The sequence below is a fragment of the Burkholderia guangdongensis genome, assembly GCF_013403875.1.
GTDB classification, from domain to species: domain Bacteria; phylum Pseudomonadota; class Gammaproteobacteria; order Burkholderiales; family Burkholderiaceae; genus Burkholderia; species Burkholderia guangdongensis.
In genome coordinates, this window is the sequence record NZ_JACBNX010000008.1 from 39,138 (window position 1) to 56,177 (window position 17,040).

At 69.5% G+C, this 17,040-nt stretch carries 15 protein-coding genes; 5 read left to right on the top strand and 10 right to left on the bottom strand.

All coding sequences use genetic code 11. From position 1 onward, the window contains the following. Nucleotides 1-65: 65 nt before the first annotated feature. Nucleotides 66-920 (bottom strand): ferritin-like domain-containing protein, encoded by an 855-nt coding sequence (locus HZI36_RS09505; RefSeq protein WP_179402400.1) that lies wholly within the window; start codon nt 918-920, stop codon nt 66-68. 177 nt (nt 921-1,097) lie between these two features. On the opposite strand from HZI36_RS09505, the gene HZI36_RS09510 reads away from it, so the two are divergent. The 3 genes from HZI36_RS09510 to HZI36_RS09520 all read left to right on the top strand — a co-directional run bounded on the left by HZI36_RS09510 (nt 1,098) and on the right by HZI36_RS09520 (nt 3,077). Continuing rightward, nucleotides 1,098-1,622: a gamma carbonic anhydrase family protein gene (locus HZI36_RS09510; protein ID WP_179402401.1), complete on the top strand. Its 525-nt coding sequence runs from the start codon at nt 1,098-1,100 to the stop codon at nt 1,620-1,622. A 28-nt stretch (nt 1,623-1,650) separates the two neighbouring features. Then, nucleotides 1,651-2,601, top strand: a complete 951-nt coding sequence (hslO, locus tag HZI36_RS09515; RefSeq protein ID WP_179402402.1) for an Hsp33 family molecular chaperone HslO — start codon at nt 1,651-1,653, stop codon at nt 2,599-2,601. A gap of 101 nt (nt 2,602-2,702) precedes the next feature. Then, nucleotides 2,703-3,077 carry a hypothetical protein gene (locus HZI36_RS09520; RefSeq protein ID WP_179402403.1) on the top strand — a complete coding sequence of 125 codons (375 nt, stop codon included), beginning with the start codon at nt 2,703-2,705 and terminating at the stop codon, nt 3,075-3,077. A gap of 96 nt (nt 3,078-3,173) precedes the next feature. Here the strand turns inward: HZI36_RS09520 and ftsB are convergent, their stop codons facing one another. From ftsB to HZI36_RS09565, 9 genes are all read right to left on the bottom strand, one after another. Then, nucleotides 3,174-3,581 carry a cell division protein FtsB gene (gene ftsB, locus HZI36_RS09525; RefSeq protein WP_179402404.1) on the bottom strand — a complete coding sequence of 136 codons (408 nt, stop codon included), beginning with the start codon at nt 3,579-3,581 and terminating at the stop codon, nt 3,174-3,176. Nucleotides 3,582-3,661: 80 nt separating this feature from the next. Then, complete coding sequence (eno, locus tag HZI36_RS09530; RefSeq protein WP_179402405.1) at nt 3,662-4,945, bottom strand: phosphopyruvate hydratase; 1,284 nt, start codon at nt 4,943-4,945, stop codon at nt 3,662-3,664. A 100-nt stretch (nt 4,946-5,045) separates the two neighbouring features. Then, on the bottom strand, nt 5,046-5,900 hold the full coding sequence (gene kdsA / locus HZI36_RS09535) for a 3-deoxy-8-phosphooctulonate synthase (protein ID WP_179402406.1): 855 nt from the start codon (nt 5,898-5,900) through the stop codon (nt 5,046-5,048). Further along, nucleotides 5,897-7,558, bottom strand: coding sequence for a CTP synthase (pyrG, locus tag HZI36_RS09540; protein ID WP_179402407.1), 1,662 nt, complete (start codon nt 7,556-7,558; stop codon nt 5,897-5,899). Before pyrG ends, kdsA begins: the two co-directional genes overlap by 4 nt. 195 nt (nt 7,559-7,753) lie before the next feature. After that, nucleotides 7,754-8,551, bottom strand: a complete 798-nt coding sequence (locus HZI36_RS09545; RefSeq protein ID WP_179402408.1) for an alpha/beta fold hydrolase — start codon at nt 8,549-8,551, stop codon at nt 7,754-7,756. A gap of 32 nt (nt 8,552-8,583) precedes the next feature. After that, nucleotides 8,584-11,136, bottom strand: a complete 2,553-nt coding sequence (locus tag HZI36_RS09550; RefSeq protein ID WP_179402409.1) for a DNA internalization-related competence protein ComEC/Rec2 — start codon at nt 11,134-11,136, stop codon at nt 8,584-8,586. A gap of 57 nt (nt 11,137-11,193) precedes the next feature. Next, a complete protein-coding gene (locus HZI36_RS09555; protein ID WP_179402410.1) occupies nt 11,194-11,982 on the bottom strand; it encodes a TatD family hydrolase in 789 nt (262 codons plus the stop codon). Nucleotides 11,983-12,011: 29 nt separating this feature from the next. Beyond that, nucleotides 12,012-12,773: a lipoprotein-releasing ABC transporter ATP-binding protein LolD gene (lolD, locus tag HZI36_RS09560; RefSeq protein ID WP_425485214.1), complete on the bottom strand. Its 762-nt coding sequence runs from the start codon at nt 12,771-12,773 to the stop codon at nt 12,012-12,014. Next, entirely contained in the window at nt 12,766-14,019 is a 1,254-nt protein-coding gene (locus HZI36_RS09565) for a lipoprotein-releasing ABC transporter permease subunit (protein WP_179402412.1), read from the bottom strand. Before HZI36_RS09565 ends, lolD begins: the two co-directional genes overlap by 8 nt. Before the next feature lie 161 nt (nt 14,020-14,180). On the opposite strand from HZI36_RS09565, the gene HZI36_RS09570 reads away from it, so the two are divergent. After that, on the top strand, nt 14,181-15,260 hold the full coding sequence (locus tag HZI36_RS09570) for a regulator (protein ID WP_179402413.1): 1,080 nt from the start codon (nt 14,181-14,183) through the stop codon (nt 15,258-15,260). Between the two features lie 10 nt (nt 15,261-15,270). Next, nucleotides 15,271-16,971, top strand: coding sequence for a single-stranded-DNA-specific exonuclease RecJ (gene recJ / locus HZI36_RS09575; RefSeq protein ID WP_179402414.1), 1,701 nt, complete (start codon nt 15,271-15,273; stop codon nt 16,969-16,971). Nucleotides 16,972-17,040 lie beyond the last annotated feature (69 nt).

The window sequence follows — 17,040 nt, forward strand, 5'->3', positions numbered from 1 at the left end:
GCTCGAAAAAGAATGATCGTTCGATTATAGCGGCGACGGCGCCGTCCGGCTCGACGCGAGTCGCATCACGCGCCCTCGTCCATCGCGCCATGGTCCTGCGCCGCGAGCGCGTCAAGCTCGGCATCGTCGAAGCCCGCGCTGCGGCGCGCGTCGAAATTGAACGGCCCGCGCAGCCTCGGTGCGCGGTAGCGTTCGGCCAGCGTCCGGTACGTCGGCAACGGGTCGCGGCCGTCGAGCGCGCACACGTGACGGAACCAGCGGTTGCCGATCGCGACGTGGCCGATCTCGTCGCGCAGGATCACGTCGAGGATCGCCGCCGACGCATGATCGCCCGCCTGTGCGAGCCGTGCGCGGATCGGCGGCGACGCGTCGAGCCCCCGCGCCTCGAGCGTGCGCGGCACGAGCGCCATCCGCGCGAGCACGTCGTCCGCGGTACGCGCGCACATGTCCCACAGGCCGTTGTGCGCGGGAAAATCGCCGTACGCATGGCCGAACCCGGCGAGCCGGTCCGCGAGTAGCGAAAAGTGGTACGCCTCCTCCGCGGCGACCTTCAGCCAGTCCGCGTAGAACGCGTCCGGCATCCCGGAGAAGCGCCAGACCGCATCGAGGGCCAGATTGATCGCGTTGAACTCGATATGCGCGAGCGCGTGCAGTAGCACCGCGCGGCCTTCCGGCGAGCGCATGCCGCGCCGCTCGAGTTGGCGCGGCTCGACGAGCGCCGGCTTCGCGGGCCGGCCCGGCAGGCCGGGCGGCTCGGCGAGCGCGAGCGACGGATCGACCGTGGCCTGCCCGGCCAGCAGCGCCGCGTGCAGCGCGCGCGCCTGCGCGGCCTTGCGGACCGGATCGGGCTCGACGAGCGCGGCGAGCGCCGCGCGGCGCACGCACGGCGCGCGGTCGGGCGAGGCGGAAATAGAGGTCATAAAATGGGGACACCGTGGCGAAAATGCCGTGGTCCGCGCTCGGGAGCGCGAACGCGCAACGGTTTACAATACGCGTTTGCGCCACGCGGCCCGGGCCGCGCGGAACGCGCCATTGTACCGGCGCTGATCGAACGAAACCCGGGAACGAAACCCGGGAACGACATCCAAGGAGACACAGTGACGATCTACAAGCTGGGCGACACGGCCCCGACGATCCATGAAAGCGTGTTCGTCGCCGATACGGCGGCGATCATCGGCAAGGTCGTGCTCGAGGAGAACTCGAGCGTGTGGTTCGGCGCGACGATTCGCGGCGACAACGAGACGATCACGGTCGGCGCCGGCAGCAACGTGCAGGAAGGCGCGGTGCTGCACACCGATCTCGGCTACCCGCTGACGATCGCCGAGAACGTGACGATCGGCCATCAGGTGATGCTGCACGGCTGCACGATCGGCGAAGGCTCGCTGATCGGCATTCAGGCGGTGGTCTTGAATGGCGCGGTGATCGGCCGCAACTGTCTGGTCGGCGCCGGCGCGATCGTGACCGAGGGCAAGACGTTTCCGGACAACTCGCTGATTCTCGGCGCCCCGGCCAAGGCCGTGCGCGAGCTGTCCGCCGAGGACGTCGCGCGGATGCGCGCGGGCACCGACTCGTATATCAAGCGGCGCGCGGAATTCAAGGAGCAACTCGTGCGGATTGGCTAACGCCGCCGCCGATTTTCAAGGAAGAAGAGTGAGCGACCAGTTACAGAAATTCATGTTCAGCGCGGCGCCCGTGCGCGGCGAGATCGTTTCGCTGCGCAACACGTGGCAGGAAGTGCTGACGCGCCGCGATTATCCGGCGCCCGTGCGCACGGTGCTCGGCGAGATGATGGCCGCGTGCGCGCTGCTGTCCGCGAACCTGAAGTTCAACGGCACCCTCGTCATGCAGATCTTCGGCGACGGGCCGGTGAAAATGCTGGTCGTGCAGTGCAGCTCCGATCTGTCGATGCGCGCGACCGCGAAGTTCTCCGGCGACGTTGCGCAGACGATCGGCGCGGACGTCGGTTTCGCCGAACTCGTGAACGCGAGCGGCCACGGCCGCTGCGTGATCACGCTCGATCCGGCCAACAAGCAGCCCGGTCAGCAGCCGTACCAGGGCATCGTCCCGCTGAACGGCGAGGACGGCCCGCTCGAATCGGTCTCGCAGGTGCTCGAGCACTACATGCACCATTCGGAGCAGCTCGACACGCGTCTGTGGCTCGCCGCCGACCAGGAGCGCGCGGTCGGCATGCTGCTGCAGAAGTTGCCCGGCGACGGCGGCATCGTGCCGCGCGCCGCCGAAACCGACGCCGACACGTGGGAGCGCGTCTGCACGCTCGGCGGCACGCTGTCCGCGCAGGAGTTGCTCGAGGTCGAGCCGGAAACCGTGTTCCGCCGGCTGTTCTGGCAAGAGAACGTTCAGCATTTCGAGCCCGCCGTCACGCGCTTTCAGTGCTCGTGCTCGCGCGAGAAGGTCGGCGCGATGCTACGGATGCTCGGGCAGGAGGAAGTCGACGGCGTGATCGTCGAGCGCGGGCACGTCGAGATTCACTGCGAGTTCTGCAATCAGCGCTACGAATTCGATCCAGTCGACGTCGCGCAACTGTTCGCGATGCCCGAGGTGGCGGCCGGCGTGACGCCCGCCACCGCGCAGCGGCACTGAGCCCCGCGTCCCGCGCGCGCATAATGGCGAGCGTACCGGATGCGCGCGCCCCGCTTCACCGGCGCGCGCGTTGCGGTCGTCGCACATCGCAGGAGCAGAACATGAACCGCCCGCTTCTTCATCCGTTTCTTCGTCCGCTTCTTCGCGCGATCGCATCGGCGAGCGCCGCCGCCGCGGCGCTCACACTCGCCGGCTGCGCGGTGCAGCCGACGTCCACGATCCTGAGCCGCCTGCCGGAGCAGAGCGCGTCCGGGCCCGGCCAGACCCACGCGCTGACGCCCGCCGAGCGCAAGCGCTACGACGAGATCGACAAGCAGGTGCTGCGCGAGCAGAACGCGGCGATAGCCGCCGACGAAGCGATGCGCGCGTGGTATTACGCGCCGCCGCCACCCGTCACGTTCTATGGCGGCTACTGGAACGGCGGCTGGGGGCCGGGCTGGGGAGGTGGCTACGGCTACGGGTACCCGGGCTGGTGATGACGCGCCGCTGATTATCGATTCTCAGGAAATAAAAAAGCGCGGTATTTCCCGCGCTTTTTCAATGAACCGTGCGTGACGCTCATCGCGCATCCATCATGGATGCGGCTTGCCGTGATGCTTCTGCTTCGCCTGCGACACCGGGTTCGGCACGACGCGCACCGGCGCCGCGGAAACCTGCCCGCGCGTCGACGTGTTCGACGGCGCATTGACGGCCGGCACGGCCGGCGCGTTCGGCGACACGAACTGCACGAACACTTCGCCGTCCTTCATCATCCCCATCTCGTAACGCGCGCGCTCCTCGATGGCCGCGGTGCCGCTCTGCAGATCCTGCACCTCGCCTTCGAGCCGCTCGTTGCGCTGCTTTTCGTCTTCGTTCTTCTGAAGCTGGTCGCTCAACTGCTGGCGCAGTTCGTGCACCCGCAGCCAGCCGCCATGCCCCCACCATAGGGGGTACTGAACAAGCGCCAGCAACGCAATCAGGACAACAGTGACAAGACGCATGAACGAACCGCGGATATAAGAAGCGCCGCTCCACGCATCACGCGGAGCGGCGTCGAAGTGACAAACCCGATAGTAACGCGTTAGCGCAGGTTATAGAAAGCCGACTTGCCCGGGTAGCTCGCGATATCGCCGAGATCTTCCTCGATGCGCAGCAGCTGGTTGTACTTCGAGATGCGGTCGCTGCGCGACAGCGAGCCCGTCTTGATCTGGCCGGCGTTCAGGCCGACCGCGATATCCGCGATCGTCGAATCTTCCGTTTCGCCCGAGCGGTGCGAGATCACCGCCGTGTAGCCCGCGCGCTTGGCCATCTCGATCGCCGCGAACGTCTCGGTCAGCGTGCCGATCTGGTTGATCTTGATCAGGATCGAGTTCGCGATTCCCTTGTCGATGCCTTCCTTCAGGATGCGCGTGTTCGTGACGAACAGGTCGTCGCCGACGAGCTGCACCTTCTTGCCGAGGCGGTCGGTCAGCAGCTTCCAGCCGGCCCAGTCGCTTTCGTGCATGCCGTCCTCGATCGACACGATCGGGAACTTGTCCGCGAGCGTCGCGAGGTAGTCGGTGAACTCGGCCGACGACAGCTGCAGGCCTTCGCCCGCGAGCTGGTACTTGCCGTCGTGGTAGAACTCGGACGCCGCGCAGTCGAGCGCGAGCAGCACATCCTCGCCGGCGCGATAGCCGGCCTTCTCGATCGCCTGCAGGATCGTCGACAGGCACTCGTCGTTGCTGCCGAAGTTCGGCGCGAAACCGCCTTCGTCGCCGACCGCGGTGCTCATCCCGCGATCCGACAGGATCTTCTTCAGCGCGTGGAACACTTCGGCGCCGCAGCGCAGGGCTTCACGGAACGTCGGCTGGCTCACCGGCACGATCATGAATTCCTGGATGTCGAGGCTGTTGTTCGCGTGCGCGCCGCCGTTCACGATGTTCATCATCGGCACCGGCAGCTGCATCGCGCCCGAGCCGCCGAAGTAGCGGTACAGCGGCAGGCCGGCTTCTTCCGCGGCCGCCTTCGCGACCGCCATCGACACGGCCAGCATCGCGTTCGCGCCGAGGCGCGACTTGTTGTCGGTGCCGTCGAGCTCGAGCAGCGTCTTGTCGAGGAACGCCTGCTCGGACGCGTCGAGGCCCATGATCGCTTCGGAGATCTCGGTGTTGATGTGCTCGACCGCCTTCAGCACGCCCTTGCCGTTGTAGCGGCCGGCTTCGCCGTCGCGCAGCTCGATCGCTTCGCGCGAGCCCGTCGACGCGCCCGACGGCACCGCGGCGCGGCCCATCGTGCCCGACTCGAGCAGCACGTCGCATTCGACGGTGGGGTTGCCGCGCGAATCCAGAATTTCGCGGCCGATGATGTCTACGATTGCACTCATGGTTTCCTCTGAGGATGACGATGGGTTCTTCAGTCCGCGGCGGCGCTCGCGCGCCGGTGGCTTGCGCGACGCGCGCGCGATGCCGCCGCGAGGTTCATCGCTAGTTGAAGTCGTTTTCCAGGAACGGCGCGCGCTTCACCGCCTGGTCGAGCGTGACGAGCGTCTCGAGGAGCGCCGCCATGCGGCCGAGCGGCACCGCGTTCGGGCCGTCGGACTTCGCCTCGGCCGGATTCGGGTGCGTCTCCATGAACAGGCCCGCGACGCCGGTGGCAACCGCCGCGCGCGCGAGCACCGGCACGAATTCGCGCTGGCCGCCCGAGCTCGTGCCCTGCCCGCCCGGCAGCTGCACCGAGTGCGTCGCGTCGAACACGACCGGCGCGCCGGTCTCGCGCATGATCGCGAGCGAACGCATGTCGGACACGAGATTGTTGTACCCGAACGACACGCCGCGCTCGCACGCGAGGAAGCGGTCTTCCGACAGCCCGGCCTCGCGCGCCGCGTCGCGCGCCTTGTCGATCACGTTCTTCATGTCGTGCGGCGCGAGGAACTGCCCCTTCTTGATGTTCACCGGCTTGCCGGAGCGCGCGCAGGCGTGGATGAAATCGGTCTGACGGCACAGGAACGCGGGCGTCTGCAGCACGTCGACGACCGACGCGACCGACTCGATCTCGTCGATCGCGTGCACGTCGGTCAGCACCGGCAGGCCGAGCTGGCGTTTCACCTCGGACAGGATCCGCAGACCCTCGTCCATTCCGAGGCCGCGAAACGACTTGCCCGAGCTGCGGTTCGCCTTGTCGTAGGACGATTTGTAGATGAACGGAACGTTCAGCTTCGCGCAGATTTCCTTCAGGCGGCCGGCGGTGTCGATCGTCATCTGCTCCGACTCGACGACACAGGTGCCCGCGATCAGGAAGAACGGCTTGTCGAGACCGACCTCGAAATCGGCGAGTTTCATGCTTTCACTCCGGCGCGCGCCTGCTGATTCGCGAGCGCGGCTTCGACGAACGACTTGAAGAGCGGATGCCCGTCACGCGGCGTCGACGTGAATTCCGGGTGGAACTGGACACCGACGAACCACGGGTGCATCGAACGCGGCAGTTCCATCATTTCCGGCAGATCCTCGCTCGGGGTACGAGCGCTGATGATAAGGCCGCCCGCCTCGAGCTGGGGCACGAAGCGGTTATTGACTTCATAACGGTGGCGATGGCGCTCGTTCACGTCCTTGCCGTAAATCTCCTCGGCGAGCGTGCCCGGCTTGATCGGGCAGCGCTGCGAGCCGAGGCGCATCGTGCCGCCGAGATCGGACTCCTCGCTGCGCTTCTCGACCTTGCCTTCGCGGTCGTACCACTCGTTGATCAGCGCGACGACGCGCTCCGGCGTGTCCGGATCGAACTCGGTGCTGTTCGCGCGCTTGAGGCCGACGACGTCGCGCGCGAATTCGATCACCGCGAGCTGCATGCCGAGGCAGATGCCGAGATACGGCACCTTCGACTCGCGCGCATGGCGGATCGACGCGATCTTGCCTTCGGTGCCGCGACGGCCGAAGCCGCCCGGCACGAGCACCGCGTCGAGATGCGCGAGGCTGCCGACGCCGTCCGCCTCGATCTCTTCGGAGTCGATGTATTCGATGTTGACCTGCGTCGACGTGTGCAGCCCCGCGTGGCGCAGCGCCTCGATCAGCGACTTGTACGACTCGGTCAGCTCGACGTACTTGCCGACCATGCCGATCGTCACCGCGTGACGCGGGTTCTCGAGCTTCTCGACGAGGTCCGCCCACATCGCGAGATCGGCGTCGTTCGGCGACAGCTTCAGCTCGTCGCAGATCAGGCGGTCGAGGCCCTGGTCGTGCAGCATCTGCGGAATCTTGTAGATCGTGTCGGCGTCCCACACCGAGATCACCGCGTCTTCCGGCACGTTCGAGAACATCGAGATCTTCTTGCACTCCTCGTCCGGGATCTTGCGGTCCGCGCGGCACAGCAGCACGTGCGGCAGGATGCCGATCTCGCGCAGCTTCTGCACGCTGTGCTGGGTCGGCTTCGTCTTCAGCTCGCCCGCGGTCGCGATGAACGGCACGAGCGTCAGGTGCACGAAGCACGCGCTGTTGCGGCCGAGGCGCAGGCTCATCTGGCGAGCGGCCTCGAGGAACGGTAGCGACTCGATGTCGCCGACCGTGCCGCCGATCTCGACGATCGCGACGTCCGGCTCGCCGCACGTCGCCGACGCGGCGCCGCGCTCGACGAATGCCTGGATCTCGTTCGTGATGTGCGGAATCACCTGGACGGTCTTGCCGAGATAATCGCCGCGGCGCTCCTTGCGGATCACCGATTCGTAGATCTGGCCCGTCGTGAAGTTGTTGGCCTTGCGCATCTTCGTGCTGATGAAGCGCTCGTAGTGGCCGAGGTCGAGATCCGTCTCAGCGCCGTCTTCCGTCACGAACACTTCGCCGTGCTGAAACGGGCTCATCGTGCCGGGGTCGACGTTGATGTAGGGATCGAGCTTGAGGAGGGTGACTTTCAGACCGCGCGATTCGAGGATCGCGGCGAGGGAGGCGGCGGCAATACCCTTGCCGAGGGAAGATACTACGCCGCCGGTGACGAAAACATATTTGGTCATCGCTGAATGCTCGCGGGAAAAACGGATTATACCGTAAAGCCCGCGCATCTCTGAGCAATTGACGCGATGATCGCGCCCCTTCCCGCTTCCGCCGACCAGCCGGTCAGGCCGCGGCGCGGGACGTCGGCGACACGTCTGCCGCCGGCCGGAAACGGCCGCGTCGCGCGCATCGGAACACGCGCGCCCATGCCGTCCCTACGCGCGCATCGTGCTCAGCATCCGCTGCAATGCGCGGGCCGTCTCCAGCGGCCGCTCCATCGGGAACAGATGCGTGCCGTCGAGCCATTCGACCCGCCCTTGCGCCGCGCGCCGCGTCGCTTCGATGCCGATCTGGCGCACCTCGCGCGAACGCGAGCCCGCGAGGAAGCCGAGCGGCACCGGCGCGCCGCGCGCGAGACGCGGCCCCAGCGTGTGCGGCAGCGTCCGGTAGATCAGATATTCGATCCGGCGATCGAACGCGAGCGCGCGCTCGCCGTCGCCGCCCGCCTGCGGAATGCCGTGATCGATGTAGTCGGCGAGCATCCGTTCGTCCCAGCGCGCGAACGCCGGCTTGTCGCGGAAGTGCCGCCACGCGTCGTCGCGGCTCGGCCAGCGCGTGCGGCGATGTCGCGTCGCCGCGGCCGCGGACAATCGCTCGTCGAGCCCGGTCCATTGCGTGACGCGCAGCGCGCTGCTGCGCCAGCCCGCGATGATCGGCGAATCCATCATCACGACGCCGCGCACCCATTGCGGCTTCCTCAGCGCGGCCATCAGCGACAGGTAGCCGCCGAGCGAATGGCCGACGAGCCACACGGGCCGCTCGTAGCGGCGGCCGATCTCGTCGAGCAGCTGGTCGACGAGGTGCGGCCAGTCGCGCGTCACCGGATAGCGCCGGTCGTGGCCGATCCGTTCGACGTAGCGCAGTTCGTACTCGTCGGCGAGCTCCGCGAAGATCGTCCGGTACGTCGACGCCGGGAAGCCGTTCGCATGCGAGAAATGAATGATGTCCTTCAACTGCCGGGTCTCCTGTGTCGAGCGGAACCAGATCAGCGATCCATCCAGTAGCGGCGATGCACGTCGCGGTGGCGTTCCGGCACCGGCACGCCGCCCGCCGGCGCGACGTCGATGCGCACCGCGCCGTCGCGGTCGCTGCGCGGCAGCGCGATGCCACGCATGGCGTAGCGCGCGGCGACCGTCGGGTGCGGATGCCCGAAACGATTGCGATAGCCTACCTGAAATACCGCGATGCGCGGATCGACCGCATCGAGAAAGGGCTCGGTCGACGACGTGCGGCTGCCGTGATGCGGGACGACGAGGATCTGCGCGGCCAGCGCGGCGCGGTTCGTGTCGACGAGCTGCCGTTCCGAGCGCGCGTCGATGTCGCCCGTCAGCAGCGCGGACGTCGCGCCGGCATCGACACGCAGCACGCACGACTGCGCGTTCGTCGGCCCGGCACGCGGGCCGCCCGCCGGCCACAGCATCGTGAATGCGACGCCGTCCCAGGTCCAGCGCTGCCCGGCCGCGCACGGCACGCGATCCGTCACGCCGGCGTCGCGCGCCACGCGCCACAGCGGGCTCGCGGCCGGCAACCCGGCGACGAGCTGACGCACGTCGACGCCCGCATAAACGGCGCCCGCGCCGCCCGTGTGATCCGCGTCCGCATGGCTCAGCACGAACATATCGAGCGCGCGAATCCCGCGTGCACGCAGGAACGGCACGACGACCCGCTCGCCGGCGCGCGTCGATTCCGGCCCGGGCCCGGCGTCGAACAGCAGCACGTGCCGCGCGGTTTCGACCAGCACGGCCGAGCCCTGCCCGATGTCGAGCGCGGTCAGCCGGAGGCCGCCGGCCGGCGGCGCATCGGACGCAGGTGCGACGAGCGGCAGCCACGTGAGCGGCGCCGCCCAGCGCAACGGCCAGCCGCGCGGCATCAGCGCCCAGACCACGCCGACGCACGCGAGCACGAGCACCGGCCAGCCCGGCATCGGCAGCCAGTGCACGCCGTGCGGCCAGTCCGCGCACCGCGCGAGCGTCGCCATCAGCGGCCCGAGCAGCGCATGCGCAAGGCGGAACGCGGCCGCGTCGACCGGCGCCGGCAGCACGACGCCGGCCAGCACGATAGGCGTCACGACGAAGCTGATCCATGGAATCGCGAACGCGTTCGCGAGCGGCCCGCTCACCGAGATCTGCGCGAACCACGCGGCGGTCAGCGGCGCAAGGCCGATCGTGACCGCGTACTGGACGCGCGCGGCGTCCGCGACCCGGTGCCCCGCGCGAACGATCCACGCAAGCAGTCGCCCGACCGGGCCGGTGTCGCGCGCGTGATCCGCTTCGATATCCGGCGCGTCGCGGCCTGCTTGGCCCACGCCGGTGAAGCCCGACGCGAAAGTGCCCGCTTCGGCATCGCGCCGCCACGCGGCGTGTGCGCCCGACGCCGCGAGCAGGATCGCGCCGACCGCGCAGAACGACAGCCAGAACCCGGCCGACAGCACCGCCCACGGATCGGCGAGCAGCACGCCGCCGAGCGCGACGCACAGCGTCGCCGACGTCGGCACGCTGCGCCCGGCCAGATACGCGACGCTCGCCACCGCAATCATCCACCACGCGCGCTGCGCGGGCACGTTGAAGCCCGCGAGCGCCGCATAGCCGCCGGCCGCCGCCAGCGCCGCGAGCGCGGCTACCTGCGGCGCCGGCAAGACGAGCGCCGCGGCCCCGCCGCGCCAGCGCACGCGCCGCCAGAACGCCGCCGCGAGCCAGCCCGCGAGGCCGCCGACCAGACCGATGTGCAGCCCCGAGATCGCAACGAGATGGCTCGTGCCGGTGTCGCGCAGCACGCGCCGGTCGTCGTCGCCGATGCCCGACTGCTCGCCGATCGCGAGCGCGGTCACGATCCCGCGATGCCGCGCGTCGCCCGCGAGCGCCTCGGCAACGCGCGCACGCAGCGCGTCGCGGCACCGGTCGACCGACGCGCTCAGGCCGCGCGCGGGCGCGGCGAGCCGCTCGGCGCGCCGCGGCTTCGTCACGTAGCCGAGCGCGCGCACGCCGGCCGCGAGCCACGCCGCTTCGCTGTCGCGCACGCCCGGGTTCGCCTCCGCGTGCGGCCGCTTCAACCGCACCGTCAGGCGCCAGCGCTCGCCCGCATGCAATGCTGGCGGCGGTCGGTCGCGCGCACCGCGAACGATCCACCCGAGCCGGATCAGCGGAGGAAAACGCGTGAGGCCGGCATCGTTGGACTCGACGCGAAACAGGAACCGCGCGCCGTCCGCGTCGACGGCTGGCAGCCCGTCGATCGCGCCGGTCACGACGAGGTCGCGCCCTTCCCACTCGACGGGCAACGCATCGCGCAGCCGCCATTCGGCGCGCGCGGCCGCATAGCCGAACCCGGCGAGCCCGGCCACCGCCGCGCACAGCACCCAGCCGCACACGATCGCCGCGCGGGCGTTCGAAGCGCGCCGCATGCACCGCATGCACCACGCCCACGCACCCGCCAGCACACCGCACATGAACGCGCCGCCCAGCCACCCCGCGACGCCCGGCAACGCCGCCTGCCGCTGCAGCACGACCACGCCGAGCGCAAACGCCGTCCACCACACGCGCATCCCGCCTCCTCGTCCGAACGACGCCGCGCTCGCGTATGAAGCGGGCGTCCCGGACGATTATGCGGACGAAAGCGCGAGGCGCGGCAGCGCGGCGAGCGCGTTAGCCGAAGTGGATAGCGCGAGCGTGCGCGCGTCGACGCCACGCAGCTCGGCGAGCACGTCGCCGATGCGCGGCACCTGGTCGGGCGTGTTGCGGGACTTGTAGCGCCATTCGGGCGCGATGTCGGGCGCGTCCGTCTCGATCACGAGCGCGTCGACCGGCAGCTGCGCGGCGAGCCGGCGGATCTGCAGCGCGCGCGAGAACGTGACGTTGCCGCCGAAACCGAGGCGCAGCCCTTGAGCCAGATACGCATCGGCCTGCTGGAAGCTGCCGTTGAATGCGTGCGCGATCCCGCGCTTCACGCCGAAGCGGCGCAGCCCCGCGAGCACGCGGTCCTGCGACTTGCGGACGTGGCACAGCACCGGCAGATCGAATTCGCGCGCGAGCTTCAGCTGCCCCTGATAGAAGAACTGCTGCCGGTCCTCGTCGAGCCCCGGCACGAAGTAGTCGAGCCCGATCTCGCCCACGCCGACGAAGCGCGGATCGTCGACGCTCGCTTCGATCTCCATCCGCAGCAGATCGAGATCGGCCTCGCGCGCATGCGGCGTGTACATCGGATGGATGCCCAGCGCGTAGACCGCGCCCGGCGTGCGATGCGCGAGTTCGCGCACCGTCGAGAAATTCGCGCGCCCGATGCTCGGAATCACGATCCGCGATACGCCGGCGTCGCGCGCGGCCAGCACGACCGCGTCGCGGTCGTCGTCGAACTCGGCCGCGTCGAGATGGCAGTGCGTGTCGATCCACATGTCGGTTCCCGCCGGGCCGCGTCGAACGTTCAGACCGGCACCGCCGGCTCCTCGTGCAGCACGCCGTCGCGCAGCCGCATGATGCGGTCGCAGCGCGCGGCGAGATCCGGATCGTGCGTGACGATCACGAAGCTCGTGTTCATCGTCTCGGACAGCTCGAGCATCAGATTGAACACGTTGTCGGCGGTCGTGCCGTCGAGGTTGCCGGTCGGCTCGTCGGCGAGCACGCACGCGGGCTTCGTGACAAGCGCGCGGGCGACCGCGACGCGCTGCCGCTCGCCGCCCGACAGCTCGCCCGGACGATGCTTCGCGCGCGCGCCCAGTCCGACGCGCTCGAGCATCGCGTGCGCTTCGCCGCGCGCGTCCTCGGTCGTCATCCGGCGGATCCGCAACGGCATCGCGACATTGTCGAGCGCGCTGAACTCGGGCAGCAGATGGTGGAACTGATACACGAAGCCGAGCGCGCGATTGCGCAGCTCGTTACGCTCGCGCTCGCCGAGCTGCGTGAACGGCTTGCCAAGCAGCGACACCTGCCCGGCGCTCGGCTCGTCGAGGCCGCCGAGCACGTGCAGCAGCGTGCTCTTGCCGGAGCCCGACGCGCCGACGACCGCGAGCTTCTCGCCGCGCCGCACCGAAAGCTCGGTGTTGTTGAGCACCTGCACGTTGAAGCCGCCCTGGACGAACGCCTTCGTGATGCCGCGCGCCTCGAGCACGTATGGCTGCATACCGGCTGAACCCTCGTTCTGTTGTTGTCGATCTGAAATGGCCAATGCGGCGACGCGGTCATTCATAGCGCAGCGCCTCCGCCGGCCGCACCTTCGCGCCACGCCAGCTCGGATAGAGCGTCGCGAGCGCCGACAGCACGAACGCGATCGTGCCGATCCGGATCACGTCGCTCGCGACGAGTTCCGACGGCAGCTCGCTGATGAAGTAGACCGACGGCGGCAGGAACTGCACGCCGAACGCATGCTCGATCATCGGCACGAGCCACGGGATGCTCCACGCGATCAGGCAGCCGAGCCCGACGCCGGCCGCGGTGCCGACGAAGCCGATCGTCACGCCCTGCACGACGAAGATCTTCATGATCGAGCTTGGCTGCGCGCCGAGCGTGCGCAGGATCGCGATGTCGGCCTGCTTGTTCGTGACCGTCATCACGAGCGACGACACGAGGTTGAACGCCGCGACCGCGATGATCAGCGTCAGGATGATGAACATCATCCGCTTCTCGATCTTCACCGCGGAGAACCAGGTCTTGTTCTGCTGCGTCCAGTCGCGAATGTAAAGCTGGCCGGACAGCGTATGCGACAGCTGCACCGCGATCTCCGGCGCGCGCTGCATGTCCTTCACCCGCAGCCGCACGCCGGTCGGCGCGGTGAGACGGAACAGCGTCTGCGCATCGGCGATGTCGATCATCGCGAGGCTGCTGTCGTATTCGTAATGGCCGGACTCGAACGTGCCGACGACCGTGAACTGCTTCAGGCGCGGCATCATGCCGGCCGGCGTGATCGTGCCCTCGGGCGCGACCAGCGTGACCTTATCGCCGACCGACACGCCGAGATTGCCCGCGAGCGCATCGCCGAGCACGATCCCGAACTGGCCCGGCTGCAGCGCGGCGAGCGAGCCCGACTTCATGTCCTTGCCGACGTCGGAGACCTGCGGCTCGAGCGCCGGATCGACGCCGCGCAGCATCACGCCGCTGACCGCGTCCTGGCGCGTCAGCAGCGCCTGCGCCTCGACGTACGGCGCCGCGCCGGTCACGGCCGGGTTCTGCCGCGCCTCGCGCGCGGTCAGCTGCCAGTCGGGCATCGAGCCGGTCGGCGAGAATATTTCGACGTGCGCGAGCACCGACAGCATCCGGTCGCGCACCTCTTTCTGGAAGCCGTTCATCACCGACAGCACGACGATCAGCGCAGCGACGCCGAGCGCGATCCCGAGCGTCGACACGAGCGCGATGAAGGAAATGAAGCCGTTGCCGGTCGTGCGTTTGCCGGCGCGCGTGTAGCGCCAGCCGATCTGCCATTCGTACGGAAGTTTCAAGCGAATCCTTTCTTGCTGGTTGCGGCGGGCACGAGGCCCCGCCATGCGTCGCGGACGGGCCGGAAAATGGCCGCCGGACGCGCGCGGATCCGGCGAACTCCGGGGCAAACCCCGGGGCAAACCCGCGCGCCGGCCCGATCACGCGCGCAGTTTGCCATACAATGCGCACCATCATGCATGACCGACGCCTCCATTTCCTCGTCCCGTTCGCGCTGCCCGCCGCGCGCGACGCGGCCTCGTCCCTGCACACGCTGGACACGCCCGCGCTCGAAAAGTTGCTTGCGCGGGCGAGCGTCGTCGAGCGCGTGGCCGGCGAGGACTTCCAGCGCACGCTGCCGCACGAGCGCTGGCTCGCCCGCCGGTTCGGCGCGGCGCCGGGCAACGCGGCCGACGAGGCGCCGCTCGCGCCCTACATGCTGCTCGCCGACGGCGGCACCCCCGGCGACCTCGCGTGGGCGTGCGTCGAGCCGGTGCACGTGCGGATCGCGCACGACCATCTGGTGCTCGTCGATCCGGCCGCGCTCGCGCTCGATGGCGGCGACGCCGCCGCGCTGCTCGCGGTCGCGCGGCCGCTGATCGAAGAGCTCGGCGTGCGGCTCGAGGCGCCGAATCCGGCGCGCTGGTATCTGTCGAGCGAGCAGTTCCGCTCGCTCGCGGGCGCCGCGCCGCTGCGCGCGAGCGGCCGCAACATCGAGATCTGGCTGCCGCACGAAGCGCACACCGGCGAGCGCTCGCGGGTCTGGATGAAGCTGCAGAACGAAGTGCAGATGGCGTGGTTCCAGCATCCGGTCAACGAAGCGCGCGAGGCGCGCGGGCTGCCGGCCGTGAACTCGATCTGGTTCCATGCGCAGGGCGTGCTGAAGCCCGTCGAGCGCGCGTTCGACCACGTGCTGTCGGATTCGCCCGCGGCGCTCGGCCTCGCGCGCGCGGCCGGCGCGCACGCCGGCGCGCCACCCGCGTCGTTCGACGCGCTGCCCGCGGACTCCGGCAACCCGACGCTCGTCGAACTGCCCGCGCTGACGGCACCGTTCATCGAGCAGGACTGGACGCGCTGGCACGCGACGCTCGGCACGCTCGAGCGCGACTGGTTCGCGCCGGCGCTCGCGGCGCTGTCGCGCGGTGAGCTCGCGAGCCTCGAGCTCACACTGTGCGGCGACACCAGCTCGGCGACGCTGCGCGCGACGCGCGGCGACCTGCGCAAGTTCTGGCGCCGCCGCGCGCTCGCGTCCCTGTTCGAATAAACATCTCCGAATGACCCGTATCGTTACCCGCCCCGTCGCACCCGCCGATGCCGAGGTGCTCGCGCGCCACGGCCTGCATCCGGTGCTCGCGCGCCTTTATGCGGCGCGCGGCGTCCAGTCGCCCGCCGACGTCGAGACCGCGCTCGCGCGCCTGATTCCGCCGACCGACCTGAAAGGCTGCGCGGACGCGGCCGCCCTGCTCGCCGACGCGATCGCCGAAAAGCGCCGCCTGCTCGTCGTCGCCGACTACGACTGCGACGGCGCGACGGCCTGCGCGGTCGCGGTGCGCGGCTTGCGGATGTTCGGCGCGCAGATCGACTATCTGGTGCCGAACCGTTTCGAGTACGGCTACGGCCTCACGCCCGAGATCGTCGCGCTCGCGGCCACGCGCAAGCCGGACCTGCTGATCACCGTCGACAACGGGATCGCGAGCGTCGACGGCGTCGCCGCCGCGAACGCCTGCGGCATCGACGTGCTCGTGACCGACCATCACCTGCCCGGCGACGCGCTGCCCGCCGCGCGCGCGATCGTGAACCCGAACCAGCCCGGCTGCGCGTTCCCGAGCAAGCACGTCGCGGGCGTCGGCGTGATGTTCTACGTGCTGCTCGCGCTGCGCGCGGAGTTGCGCAAACGCGGCGCGTTCGCGAGCAAGGACGCGGAGCCGCGCCTCGACGGGCTGCTCGATCTCGTCGCGCTCGGCACCGTCGCGGACGTCGTACGGCTCGACGGCAACAACCGCGTGCTGGTCGCGCAGGGGCTGCAGCGGATCCGCAACGGCCGGATGCAGCCGGGCGTCGCCGCGCTGTTTCGCGCGGCCGGCCGCGACGCGCGCGCCGCGTCGGGCTTCGACCTCGGCTTCGGGCTCGGCCCGCGCCTGAACGCGGCCGGGCGGCTGTCGGACATGTCGCTCGGCATCGAGTGCCTGATCACCGACGACGTCGGCCGCGCATGGGAGCTCGCGCAGCAGCTCGACGCGATGAACCGCGAGCGCCGCGAGATCGAGGCCGGGATGCAGCAGCAGGCGCTCGCCGATCTCGCCGACGTCGATCCGGCCGACGCGTGCTCGATCACGCTGTTCAATCCGGCGTGGCATCAGGGCGTGATCGGGATCGTCGCCGGGCGGCTGAAGGAGAAATTCCACCGGCCGTCGTTCACGCTTGCGCACGCGAACGAGCAAGGCACGCGCGTGAAGGGCTCCGGGCGGTCGATCCCCGGTTTTCATCTGCGCGACGCGCTCGATCTCGTGTCGAAGCGCGAGCCGGATCTGCTCGTCGCGTTCGGCGGCCACGCGATGGCGGCCGGCGTCACGCTCGACACCGCGAACGTGCCGCGCTTCGCGGCCGCGTTCGAGGCGGTCGCGCGCGAATGGCTGTCCGACGATGCGCTCGCACGCGTGATCGAGACCGACGGCGAACTCGAGGACGCGTACTTCACGCCGCAGTTCGTCGAGCTGCTCGACGCGGCGGTCTGGGGCCAAGGCTTTCCGGCCCCGCTTTTCCGAGGCGAATTCGACGTCGCGTCGCAAGCGCTCGTGAAGGACAAGCACCTGAAGCTGCAGCTCACGCGCGGCCGCCAGCGCTACAACGCGATCTGGTTCAACCACACCGAGCCGCTGCCGCCGCGCACGACGCTCGCGTACCGGCTCGTCAGCGATACGTGGAACGGCGTCGCGCGCGTGCAGCTGATCGTCGAGCACGCGGCGCAGGCCTGATACCGGGCGACGGCAGGCGACGGCGGGCGCTCCGCCCCCGTCCGCCGCCGCCGACCGGCCGCCCCGATC

What these genes read in the sequence shown, in the direction of transcription:
- HZI36_RS09505 (WP_179402400.1), bottom strand. Translation starts at nt 920, where the DNA reads ATGACCTCTATTTCCGCCTCGCCCGACCGCGCGCCGTGCGTGCGCCGC.
- HZI36_RS09520 (WP_179402403.1), top strand. Translation starts at nt 2,703, where the DNA reads ATGAACCGCCCGCTTCTTCATCCGTTTCTTCGTCCGCTTCTTCGCGCG.
- ftsB (WP_179402404.1), bottom strand. Translation starts at nt 3,581, where the DNA reads ATGCGTCTTGTCACTGTTGTCCTGATTGCGTTGCTGGCGCTTGTTCAG.
- eno (WP_179402405.1), bottom strand. Translation starts at nt 4,945, where the DNA reads ATGAGTGCAATCGTAGACATCATCGGCCGCGAAATTCTGGATTCGCGC.
- kdsA (WP_179402406.1), bottom strand. Translation starts at nt 5,900, where the DNA reads ATGAAACTCGCCGATTTCGAGGTCGGTCTCGACAAGCCGTTCTTCCTG.
- pyrG (WP_179402407.1), bottom strand. Translation starts at nt 7,558, where the DNA reads ATGACCAAATATGTTTTCGTCACCGGCGGCGTAGTATCTTCCCTCGGC.
- HZI36_RS09550 (WP_179402409.1), bottom strand. Translation starts at nt 11,136, where the DNA reads ATGCGCGTGTGGTGGACGGCGTTTGCGCTCGGCGTGGTCGTGCTGCAG.
- HZI36_RS09555 (WP_179402410.1), bottom strand. Translation starts at nt 11,982, where the DNA reads ATGTGGATCGACACGCACTGCCATCTCGACGCGGCCGAGTTCGACGAC.
- lolD (WP_425485214.1), bottom strand. Translation starts at nt 12,773, where the DNA reads ATGAATGACCGCGTCGCCGCATTGGCCATTTCAGATCGACAACAACAG.
- HZI36_RS09570 (WP_179402413.1), top strand. Translation starts at nt 14,181, where the DNA reads ATGCGCACCATCATGCATGACCGACGCCTCCATTTCCTCGTCCCGTTC.
- recJ (WP_179402414.1), top strand. Translation starts at nt 15,271, where the DNA reads ATGACCCGTATCGTTACCCGCCCCGTCGCACCCGCCGATGCCGAGGTG.